At 72.1% G+C, this 10,632-nt stretch carries 11 protein-coding genes; 3 read left to right on the forward strand and 8 right to left on the reverse strand.

Annotated features, from left to right (window positions below):
- Positions 1-436: 436 nt before the first annotated feature.
- The 3 genes from dapF to miaA all read right to left on the reverse strand — a co-directional run bounded on the left by dapF (position 437) and on the right by miaA (position 2,995).
- Positions 437-1,324, reverse strand: a complete 888-nt coding sequence (gene dapF, locus GTW40_RS08710; protein ID WP_161179585.1) for a diaminopimelate epimerase — start codon at positions 1,322-1,324, stop codon at positions 437-439.
- Between the two features lie 120 nt (positions 1,325-1,444).
- Positions 1,445-1,948: a hypothetical protein gene (locus tag GTW40_RS08715; RefSeq protein WP_161179594.1), complete on the reverse strand. Its 504-nt coding sequence runs from the start codon at positions 1,946-1,948 to the stop codon at positions 1,445-1,447.
- Positions 1,949-2,056: 108 nt separating this feature from the next.
- A complete protein-coding gene (miaA, locus tag GTW40_RS08720; protein ID WP_161179586.1) occupies positions 2,057-2,995 on the reverse strand; it encodes a tRNA (adenosine(37)-N6)-dimethylallyltransferase MiaA in 939 nt (312 codons plus the stop codon).
- Positions 2,996-3,169: 174 nt separating this feature from the next.
- Between miaA and GTW40_RS08725 the strand changes: the two genes are divergently transcribed.
- The gene (locus tag GTW40_RS08725) at positions 3,170-3,427 is read left to right on the forward strand and encodes an antitoxin (protein WP_161179587.1); all 258 of its coding nucleotides are present in this window, start codon (positions 3,170-3,172) and stop codon (positions 3,425-3,427) included.
- Positions 3,428-3,602: 175 nt separating this feature from the next.
- Here the strand turns inward: GTW40_RS08725 and GTW40_RS08730 are convergent, their stop codons facing one another.
- From GTW40_RS08730 to GTW40_RS08740, 3 genes are all read right to left on the reverse strand, one after another.
- Positions 3,603-4,313, reverse strand: a complete 711-nt coding sequence (locus tag GTW40_RS08730; protein ID WP_161179588.1) for a class III extradiol dioxygenase subunit B-like domain-containing protein — start codon at positions 4,311-4,313, stop codon at positions 3,603-3,605.
- A 144-nt stretch (positions 4,314-4,457) separates the two neighbouring features.
- Positions 4,458-5,984 carry a tRNA (N6-isopentenyl adenosine(37)-C2)-methylthiotransferase MiaB gene (gene miaB / locus GTW40_RS08735; RefSeq protein ID WP_202485603.1) on the reverse strand — a complete coding sequence of 509 codons (1,527 nt, stop codon included), beginning with the start codon at positions 5,982-5,984 and terminating at the stop codon, positions 4,458-4,460.
- Positions 5,985-6,042: 58 nt separating this feature from the next.
- Complete coding sequence (locus GTW40_RS08740; RefSeq protein ID WP_161179589.1) at positions 6,043-6,447, reverse strand: MazG nucleotide pyrophosphohydrolase domain-containing protein; 405 nt, start codon at positions 6,445-6,447, stop codon at positions 6,043-6,045.
- A gap of 134 nt (positions 6,448-6,581) precedes the next feature.
- Between GTW40_RS08740 and GTW40_RS08745 the strand changes: the two genes are divergently transcribed.
- Positions 6,582-7,580: a TAXI family TRAP transporter solute-binding subunit gene (locus tag GTW40_RS08745; RefSeq protein WP_161179590.1), complete on the forward strand. Its 999-nt coding sequence runs from the start codon at positions 6,582-6,584 to the stop codon at positions 7,578-7,580.
- 74 nt (positions 7,581-7,654) lie between these two features.
- On the opposite strand, the gene GTW40_RS08750 is transcribed toward GTW40_RS08745, so the two are convergent.
- The gene (locus tag GTW40_RS08750; RefSeq protein ID WP_161179591.1) at positions 7,655-9,052 is read right to left on the reverse strand and encodes a HAMP domain-containing sensor histidine kinase; all 1,398 of its coding nucleotides are present in this window, start codon (positions 9,050-9,052) and stop codon (positions 7,655-7,657) included.
- Between the two features lie 9 nt (positions 9,053-9,061).
- Positions 9,062-9,751 (reverse strand): response regulator transcription factor, encoded by a 690-nt coding sequence (locus tag GTW40_RS08755; protein ID WP_161179592.1) that lies wholly within the window; start codon positions 9,749-9,751, stop codon positions 9,062-9,064.
- Positions 9,752-10,045: 294 nt separating this feature from the next.
- Between GTW40_RS08755 and GTW40_RS08760 the strand changes: the two genes are divergently transcribed.
- Positions 10,046-10,632: amino acid ABC transporter ATP-binding protein (locus GTW40_RS08760; protein ID WP_161179593.1), on the forward strand; the 587-nt coding region annotated here is incomplete at its 3' end.

Here is a 10,632-nt window from a genome sequence, read left to right on the forward strand (position 1 = left end):
GGCGGGGAGCCTGCCCCGGGTGGCGGGGCCCAGCAGCGCGGCCCGGCCGAGGCGGCGCAGGTCGATCCGCGGCCGGGACTTCCTGCGGGCCACGGTGGGCGCTGTGGGCGCTACCGGGCCGGCGGTCGCAGGGTTCGTGGCCTCCGCACTCATGGGCACCTCCGGCTCGTGGACCGGTGGACGGGGCTGCAGGGCGTACGCGGCTCAGGGATGGCGACGTTCCCCCGTCCGTGCCGGTGCTTGATGCTACCGAGCCCGGCAGGCGCGATTGACCGCCTCCCGCCGAGCGTGAAACGGATCACCCATTCGAGCGATGAAAACGAGGTTTGAAGTTTGCGCCACCTGGCCTGAAGTCGTCCGCGATTTCGAACCGGGCCGGGCGCGCGGCCGTTCCCGCCCCGGCGTACCACGTCGCCGGGGCCGTGTTCCGGCCTGCTCAGCCGAGCTGGTTCGCCAGCCATACGGCGTCGATCTCGCCCTCGGCGACGATCACGGCGGGGCCCGTCATCTCGATCTCGCCGTCGGGCCGTTCGGTGATGACCAGGCGGCCGCCGGGCACGTCGACGATGTACGTGGCCGGGAGGCCGGTCACGGCCGGGTCGGCTCCGTCGCGGCGGGCGGTGGCCACGGCGACGGCGCAGGCGCCGGTGCCGCAGGAGCGGGTCTCGCCGGAGCCGCGCTCGTGCACGCGCATCGCGACGTGCCGGGGGGCCCGGTCGGCCACGAACTCGACGTTGACGCCGTCGGGGTAGGCACCGGCGGGGCTCACGGGCGGCGCGCCGTACAGGTTGCCCGCGTGGTCCAGGTCGGCCACGAAGGCGACGGCGTGCGGGTTGCCCATGTTCACGTTCCGCGCGGGCCAGCTGCGCTCGCCGACGGTCACCGTGACCTCGCCCTCGGGGAGGCTCGCGCGGCCCATGCCGACGGTGATGTCGCCCTGGGTGCCGAGGGAGGCGGCCTTGTCGATGTGGACGCGCTTGACCCCGCCGCGCGTGGCGATCGCGAGGTCACCTTCGCCCACATGTCCGGCGTGCTGGAGGTAGCGCGCGAACACGCGGACGCCGTTGCCGCACATCTCCGCGATCGAGCCGTCGCTGTTGCGGTAGTCCATGAACCACTCGGCCTCGCCGGCCATGTCCCTGGCCTCGGGGTGGGCGGCGGACCGCACCACGTGCAGCACTCCGTCACCGCCGATGCCGGCGCGCCGGTCGCACAGGGCGGCGACGGCGGCCGGGGACAGGTCGAGGGCGTTCTCGGGGTCCGGAACGATCACGAAGTCGTTCTCGGTGCCGTGACCCTTGAGGAAGGCGATCCGCGTGCTCATGGATTCGATCGTACGGCGTCACGCGCGAGGCCGTTGTGCGGGCCGCCGCCCTGTGGACAACGCGCCACCGGCCCGTCGAACCCTGTGGACAACGCACCGCGTACCCGCGGAAAGGCCCGCTCAGCGCAGCCGGGCCACCCGCCACACGGCGAGCACGGCGACGACGGCGACCACGAGCGCGTAGGCGAGCACGACCCGCCAGTCCGGGCGGCGGCCGGAGCCGCGCGCGGGCAGACCGGGCCACGTGTAGCCGACCCGGCGGGCGGCCATCATGCCCCAGCCGGCCGCACACGAGCAGATCAGCAGGCCCAGCATGGCGATCACCGCGCCGCTGTCGCCGAAGTCGAAGGCGAGCGGGAAGGCGAACATCAGGGAGCCGACCGCAGCCAGGCTCACGATGGGCGCGAGCTGCCAGATGCGCAGCCGCCGCTGCGGACGCAGCTCGACCTCGACCTCCGGACCGCTCGCGTACATCTCCTCGGGCGTGGGTCCGTCGGCGGTCACGCCGTCCACCACGTCCTCGGGTCCGTCGTCGGTCAGACGGTCCTCGCCCCGGTCCGGCTCGTCACCGTCGGTGGTGACGTGCTCGGTGCCTGGTGCGGTGTCTCGAGGGCCGGCCTCCATCGCCACGCGCCCTCCCAACTAGGACTTCCACTGGTCGATCGAAGCTCGATGATGGCACGGCGCCGAACGCCGCGTTGACCGGCGGCGCATCCCGATGCCATGACGTGATCAGGCTGTAACCGGTCGTTCGACCAACGTGAGCGCCCGCTCAGGAAGTTCCCCCCGGTCCGCCGCCGCTCCGCTCAGCCACCGCACCCGGGGATCGCGGCGGAACCAGGTGTCCTGACGGCGCGCGAAGCGCTTGGTGGCGCGCACGGTCTCGGCGCGCGCCTCGTCCTCGGTGCACTCCCCGGCCAGCGCGGTCAGAAGCTGCTGGTAGCCGAGCGCACGGGACGCCGTACGGCCCTCGCGCAGCCCCTGGGCCTCCAGGGCGCGCACCTCGTCCACGAGTCCGGCCTCCCACATGACGTCGACGCGGCGCGCGATGCGCTCGTCGAGTTCGGGGCGGGCGACGTCGACGCCGATCTGGACGGTGTCGTAGACCGAGTCGTGGCCGGGGAGGTTGGCGGTGAAGGGCTTGCCGGTGATCTCGATCACTTCGAGGGCGCGGACGATGCGGCGGCCGTTGCCGGGAAGGATGGCGCGGGCCGCGTCGGGGTCGGCGGCGGCGAGCCGCGCGTGCAGGGCGCCGGGGCCGCGCAGGGTCAGCTCCTCCTCCAGGCGGGCCCTGACCTCGGGGTCGGTGCCGGGGAACTCCAGGTTGTCGATCGCCCCGCGCACATAGAGCCCGGAGCCGCCCACCAGGATCGGCCAGCGGCCCTCGGCGAGCAGCGCGTCGATGCGGGCGCGGGCGAGCTTCTGGTACTCGGCGACGGAGGCGGCGACCGTCACGTCCCAGATGTCCATGAGGTGGTGCGGTACGCCGCCGCGCTCCTCGTGCGTCAGTTTGGCGGTGCCGATGTCCATGCCGCGGTACAGCTGCATGGAGTCGGCGTTGATGACCTCGCCGCCCAGTCGCTGGGCCAGGAAGACGCCGAGATCGGACTTTCCGGCCGCGGTGGGTCCGACGACGGCGATGACACGGGGGGCGCGGGGTGCACTGCTCACCGCACCAGTTTCGCAAACCCCGGGGCCCGGTCTCCAACGAGTGACATTTCGAGGCCGGGCGGCACGCCGCGGACCCGGAGCGGATGCGGGGTGTGACACGCGGTACACGCGGGTAGACGTTCCCGCGCAAGCAGGGCGCATCGCGCGCAATCGGGTGTTTCCGGAAGGTGGACCATGGGTCTGTTCGACAACGTGAAGGCCGGTCTCGACACGGCCAAGGAGAAGGCGGCGGACCTCGCCCGCGAGCACGGCGACAAGGTCCAGGACGGGATCGACAAGGCCGCCCACCTCGTCGACGAGCGGACCAAGGGCAAGTACAGCGACAAGATCCACACCGGTACGGACAAGGCCAAGGAGGCCGTGGAGCGGCTCGCCCACCAGGACGACCCGAAGCCCGGCGAGGGGGGTGCCCAGACGCCGCCGAAGGCATGATGCCCCGGTACTAGTGCCGCGGCAGGCAACGTTTGCCCGTCAAGGAGCGGCGTCCGGTGCGTGCTCTCGGCGTGCCGGCCGGAAGCCCTCGTACTGGGCGTACTCGGGCTTTCGGCCGGTGCGGCGAGAGTGCGTGCCGGGCGTCGCGACGGGGCGAACGTTGCCTGTTGCGGCACTAGCTCCAGGAGGCGACCAGGTACCCGACGCCGTAGGGGGCGTCGTCGTACAGCAGGGTGCCGCCGAGGTCCGCGCCGTCGGCCGCTCCGGCGAGGACCTGCCAGGGGGCGCGGCCGGACGCCTTCAGCTCGCGGGCCAGCCCGGCGTCCAGTGCGGCGAGAGCCGCCGGGTCGGCCGTGGCGAGGGCGCGGGCGGCCTCCGCGTCGAAGGGGGCTGCGCGCTCGTCGAGATAGCCGGGTGCCTTGACGGTGCGGCAGGCGCTCCCGTCGCCCATCACCAGCAGGGCCGTCCGCCCGTCCTCGGCGCCGATCACGCGGCCCAGCGCGGCACACCGCTCGGGCGTGAGCGTGTCCTGGACACCGATCCCCTCGACCGGGAACTCGGCCCAGCCGCAGCGCTCCAGCAGCCACGCGGCCACGGCCAGCGAGTACGGCAGCTCGGGGCCGTCGGCTCCGGCGTCCGTGGCCGGGCCGAGCCGGACGGCCAGGTCGACGCCGAAGCCCCGGAAGGAACCCGGCACCCCCTGCGCGTAGAGGCCGCCGCGCTCGTCGGGGCCGACGATCATCAGCCGGTCCGGGCGCGCGGCGGCGAGGACGCCCAGCGCGTCCGCGCAGGCGGCGCGGGCGGCGTCCAGTTCGGGCGCGGCGCCCGAGGCGACCTCGGGGACGAGCAGGGGCGGGCAGGGGCAGACGGCGGCTGCGACAAGCATGATCGGCAGCGTAACCCCGGACGACGACGAATCCGTCATGGCCGGACTGTGCCGGTGAACGCGCCGGTGGCCCCGGTCCGGGGATGTCCGGGCCGGGGCCACCTCGCGTCAGCTACCCAGATGCCCTGGGAGGTCGCGACCGGGTCAGTCGCAGCCGCAGCCGCCGGCCGCGACCGGGAGCGGCTCGGGAACGCCGATCCTGGGCAGGCCGAGCATCACGCCGGGCTGCTCGACGACCTTGGCGGCGTTGCGCTTCTCCCAGGCGTCGCCCGCGCGGGTGCGGCGCACGGCGAGGGCGGGACCCTCGGCGAGGAGGTGGTGCGGGGCGGCGTAGGTGACCTCGACGGTGACCATGTCGCCGGGGCGGACCTCCTCGTCCGGCTTGGTGAAGTGGACCAGGCGGTTGTCGGCGGCGCGGCCGGACAGCCGGTGGGTGGCGCCGTCCTTGCGGCCCTCGCCCTCCGCGACCATCAGCTCCAGGGTGCGGCCGACCTGCTTCTTGTTCTCCTCCCAGGAGATCTCCTCCTGGAGGGCGACGAGGCGCTCGTAGCGCGCCTGCACGACCTCCTTGGGGATCTGGTTCTCCATGGTCGCGGCCGGGGTGCCGGGCCGCTTGGAGTACTGGAAGGTGAACGCCTGCGTGAAGCGGGCCTCGCGCACGACGTGCAGCGTCTCCTCGAAGTCCTCCTCGGTCTCGCCGGGGAAGCCCACGATGATGTCGGTGGTGATGGCGGCGTGCGGGATGGCCGCGCGGACCTTTTCGATGATCCCGAGGTAGCGCTCCTGGCGGTAGGAGCGGCGCATGGCCTTGAGCACCGTGTCCGAGCCGGACTGGAGCGGCATGTGCAGCTGCGGCATCACGTTCGGCGTCTCGGCCATGGCGGCGATCACGTCGTCGGTGAAGTCGCGGGGGTGCGGGGAGGTGAAGCGGACCCGCTCCAGGCCCTCGATGTTCCCGCAGGCGCGCAGGAGCTTGCTGAACGCCTCGCGGTCGCCGATGTCGGAGCCGTAGGCGTTGACGTTCTGGCCGAGGAGCGTGATCTCGGAGACGCCCTCGCCGACCAGCGCGTCGATCTCGGCGAGGATGTCGCCGGTCCTGCGGTCCTTCTCCTTGCCGCGCAGCGCGGGGACGATGCAGAAGGTGCAGGTGTTGTTGCAACCGACGGAGATCGACACCCAGGCCGCGTACGCGCTCTCGCGCCGGGTGGGCAGCGTGGAGGGGAACGCCTCCAGCGACTCCGCGATCTCGACCTGCGCCTCCTCCTGGACGCGGGCGCGCTCCAGCAGCACGGGCAGCTTGCCGATGTTGTGCGTGCCGAAGACGACGTCGACCCACGGCGCCCGCTTCACGATGGTGTCGCGGTCCTTCTGCGCGAGGCAGCCGCCGACCGCGATCTGCATCCCGGGCCGCGACGCCTTCCTCGGCGCGAGCCGGCCGAGGTTGCCGTAGAGCCGGTTGTCGGCGTTCTCACGGACCGCGCAGGTGTTGAAGACGACCACGTCGGCGTCGCCGTCCGCCCCCTCGGGCGCGCGCACGTACCCGGCGTCCTCGAGCAGGCCGGACAGCCGCTCGGAGTCGTGGACGTTCATCTGGCACCCGTAGGTGCGGATTTCATACGTCTTCGATGATTGAACGTCCACCACGGGGCTCCGGTCGCTGCTGCTGGTCATGCATCAAGGGTAGGCGCTCCCCGGGGGGCGCCATCGCAGTATCCGCGCGGGCGCCGGGTCAGGCGCCGTCGGGTATCCAGCCCTGGCGGCGCAGCACCGCCGAGACGTCCGGGGCGCGGTAGTGGTCGCCCTTGAGGACCTTGCCGTCCTCGCGGCGGAGGATCTCGCCGCCGGGGCCGAGCTTGCTCATGTTGGCGCGGTGGATCTCGGCGATCACCTCGTCGAGGTCGATGCCGTGGACCAGTGCCGTGCCGTAGGCCACGTAGACCACGTCCGCCAGTTCCTGCGCGAGGTCATCCAGGGGGCCCTCGACGGCGACCTCCGCGACCTCGGCGGCCTCCTCCGCGAGCAGTTCCCCGCGGTGCGCGGCCAGTTGCGGGGAGACCTCGGTGGGGGTCTCGCGGGCGTCGAGGCCGAAGGCGCGGTGGAACTCGCGGACGAGGCGGGCGGGAGAAGTGCTCATGCGGGCGACTCTAGCCGCCGCCTCCGACAGCCCCCGAAGTTGTCCACAGGCCCTCGCGGCCGGTCCCGGGGAGTTGTCCACAGGTGCGCCGGAGGCTCTGGCAGGCCGCCGTCCGGGCTGGCAGGATCGCCCGCATGTCCACAACGTTCCCCGTGCCCGGCCGGCGGCCCGTCCTGTGGGGCACGGCCGTCGGGGTCGTGTTCCTCGGGCTCCTGGCGTGGTGGCTGCTGCCCCTGGGCGACACCCCGCCCACCGGCAAGGTCGTCTTCAGCACGGGCACCGCCCGGGGGGTGTACGAGGAGTACGGGGAGCAGCTGCGCAGCGCCCTGGCCAAGGACATGCCCGGCCTGGAGGTGGAGCTGAGGCCCAGTGCCGGTTCGCAGGAGAACGTCCGCCGGGTGGCGGACGGCGAGGCGGACTTCACCATCGCGGCGGCCGACGCGGTGCAGTCGTACGAGCTGAGGAACCCGGAGAAGGCGGACCGGCTGCGCGGGGTGGCCCGGCTCTACGACGACTACGTCCAGCTGGTCGTGGCGCGCGATTCCAGGATCACCAGCGTGGCGGACCTGCGGCACAAGCGGGTGGCCACCGGACTGAAGGACTCCGGGGTCCAGTTGATAGCCGAGAGGGTGCTGCGCTCCGCCGGCATCGACCCGCACAAGGACATCACCCCGATGTCCGTCGGGATAGACAACGGTCCGGATCTGCTGCGGAACGGCACGGTGGACGCCTTCTTCTGGTCGGGCGGTCTGCCGACGAAGGGACTGTCGGGGCTCGCGAAGAAGTGGGAGTTCCGGTTCGTGCCCATCGACGCCAAGCTGGTCGGCAAGCTGCACAGCGAGGGAGAGGCGGCGCGCTACTACCGGACGACCAACATGCCGGAGTCGGCGTACCCCTCGGTGCAGCGAGGTGCCACGGTGGCCACGATCGCGGTGTCCAACCTGCTGGTGACTCGCAAGGACATGGACCCCCGGCTCACCGAGTGGGTGACCCGTACGGTGATCAAGAGCCGGGACCGCATCGGGGAGCGCGTGCACTCCGCCCAGCTGGTCGATCTGCGCACCGCCATCTACACCGACCCGCTGGCCCTGCACGAGGGGGCCAAGCGCTACTACCGGTCCGTCAAACCCTGACGGACCCGGGCGCGGGCAAACGCTGACGGACCCGGGCGCGGGCCGGTACGGGACCGCGGCGAAGCTCCGCCTGCTCAGGGATTCCGCGCCACCGTGACCGTCACCCGCAGGCCCCCCGGCTCGTGGTGCCCGTAGCCGATGCCGCCGCCCGCCGCCGACAGCAGGGCGCGGCTGATGGACAGGCCGAGGCCCGAGCCCTTGACGTTCTGGTGCCGGCCGCTGCGCCAGAAGCGGTCGCCCACGCGCGCCAGTTCGTCCTCGGTGAGGCCGGGCCCGGTGTCGGTGACGACGACGGTCGAGAAGTCGCCGCGCGAGGAGACGGTGACCCGTACCTCGCCGTCCCCGGGGGTGAACTTCACGGCGTTGTCGATCACCGCGTCCAGTGCGCTGGACAGGGCGATCGGGTCGGTCCAGGCGGTGGTGGGCGGGCAGTCGCCGGTCAGCCGGACCCCCTTGGCGCGGGCGGTCGGGGTCCACGCCTCGACCCGCTCGTCGGCCAGCGCGCCGATGTCGGTGAGCCGGAGGTCGGCATCGGCGTGCTCGGCGAGCGCCAGGTCGAGCAGGTCGTCGAGGACCTGGGCGAGCCGCTTGCCCTCGGTGCGCACGGAGGCGATCTCCTCGTTGTCCTCGGGGAGTTCGAGCGCGAGGAGTTCGATGCGCAGGAGCAGGGCCGCGAGCGGATTGCGCAGTTGGTGGGAGGCGTCGGCGACGAAGGCGCGCTGCTGCTCCAGGACGTCCTCGACGTTGTCCGCCATCTCGTTGAACGAGTGCGCCAGGCGCCGGAGTTCGGGCGGTCCCCCGGCGGCCGCGACGCGGGACTTCAGGCGTCCGGTGGCGATGTCGTGGGTGGTGGCGTCCAGGACCCGTACGGGCCGGAGCACCCAGCCGGTCAGGCGCAGCGCGGCCCCGACGGCGAGGAGCATCGCGGCGACCTCCCCGGCCCCGATGAGCAGCCAGCCGCGCAGGGTGCGCGCCCGCATCTGGTCGGTGGGCGAGTCGGTGACCACGACGGCCACGACGTCACCGTCCCGGATGACCGGTGAGGCCACGACCAGTCGGCTGTGCTGCCATGGCCACGCCTGACCGGGGTCGTGGCTGCGGCGGCTGAGCAGCGCCTCGTCGAAGGCGGCGCCCAGCTCGCCCGCCCGCGGTATCCGCCAGTGGGCCGGGGCGCTGCCCATGGCCGTACGGCTGCGGTAGAAGACACCGGCCCGGATGCCGTAGACGTCGTAGTAGCTGTCCAGTTCGCGCTGGAGCGTCTCCAGGCGCTCGTCGGGCACGGTGGCGCGGGCTCCCCCGGGCGCGTCGGTGACGAACTGGGCGAGCGCGGCGAAGCGCGCGGTGTCGTCGATGCGGTCGACGACCACCTTCTGCTGCTCGGCCGCGGCCAGGCTGACGGCGAGCGGCACACCGAGGGAGAGCAGGACGGCCGCCATCAGGACGATGAGCAGCGGCAGCAACCGGGTGCGCACCCCTGCCCGCTATCCGGCCGGGGCGACGAGCCGGTAGCCGACGCCGCGTACGGTCTCGATGAGCGCGGGCAGCCGAAGCTTGGAGCGCAGGGAGGCCACATGGACCTCCAGCGTGCGCCCTGTGCCTTCCCAACTGGTGCGCCAGACCTCGCTGATGATCTGCTCCCGCCGGAACACCACGCCGGGGCGCTGCGCGAGCAGGGCGAGCAGGTCGAACTCCTTGCGGGTGAGCTGGACGACCGCGCCGCCGACGCTGACCTGGCGGGTGGGCAGTTCGATGCGGACCGGACCAAGGAGCAGGGCGGCGCTCTCGCCGCCGATCGCGGGTTCCTCCTGGACGGTGCGGCGGCTGACGGCGTGGATGCGGGCGAGCAGCTCGCCGGTGTCGTACGGCTTGACCACGTAGTCGTCGGCTCCGAGGTTGAGCCCGTGGATGCGGGAGCGCACGTCGGAGCGGGCGGTGACCATGATGACCGGGGTGGCGGTGAGCTTGCGGATCTTGCCGCAGACCTCGTATCCGTCCTGGTCGGGCAGGCCCAGGTCGAGCAGGACCACGCCGAAGCACTCGCTGTCGGGGACCAGCGCCTGAAGAGCCTCCTCGCCGCTGCGCGCGTGGGTGATGTGGAAGCCGTGCCGGGTGAGGACGGCGGACAGAGCTGCGGCGACGTGGTCGTCGTCCTCGACGAGCAGCAGTCTCATCCCGGCCCCCTCCGGTTCGTGGTGCGTACGGTCATGGTTCGCGTGCGGTTGTCACGCGGTGCACGCACGCGTGCACCATGGCAGTGATGCCGATGGATGAGGACGGCGTCAAGAGCGTTCGGGTTGCCCGCCGCTTCCGTTATCCGGCCGATATTCACACTGAGGGCAAGTGCTACGACACGTGTCCGATTGCTATCGGATCGTGATGCTCAGATTCACCTCAGATGTGATGACGCTGGTCGCCACGCCTCACTACTGTCCACCGGAAACCGAGTGGGACGGAGCCCGAGAGCGATGACCGAAGTATCGGTGGCCAAGGAGGACGCGGCCGCCAGTGACGAGCTGGTCGTCCTGAAGAGCGTCAACAAGCACTTCGGCGCGTTGCACGTGCTCCAGGACATCGACCTGACGATCGCCCGCGGCGAGGTCGTCGTGGTCATCGGGCCCTCCGGGTCCGGCAAGTCGACGCTGTGCCGCACCATCAACCGCCTGGAGACGACCGACTCCGGCACGATCACCATCGACGGCAAGCCGCTGCCCCAGGAGGGCAAGGCCCTCGCCCGGCTGCGGGCGGACGTCGGGATGGTGTTCCAGTCCTTCAACCTCTTCGCGCACAAGACCGTGCTCGAGAACGTGATGCTGGGACAGGTCAAGGTCCGCAAGGCGGACCGCAAGCAGGCCGAGGAGAAGGCCCGCGCCCTGCTCGACCGGGTCGGTGTGGGCACCCAGGCCGACAAGTACCCCGCGCAGCTGTCCGGCGGTCAGCAGCAGCGGGTCGCCATCGCCCGTGCCCTGGCGATGGACCCGAAGGTGATGCTCTTCGACGAGCCGACCTCGGCCCTGGACCCCGAGATGATCAACGAGGTCCTGGAGGTCATGCA

It is taken from the genome of Streptomyces sp. SID4985 (assembly GCF_009863025.1).
Classification (GTDB): Bacteria; Actinomycetota; Actinomycetes; order Streptomycetales; family Streptomycetaceae; genus Streptomyces.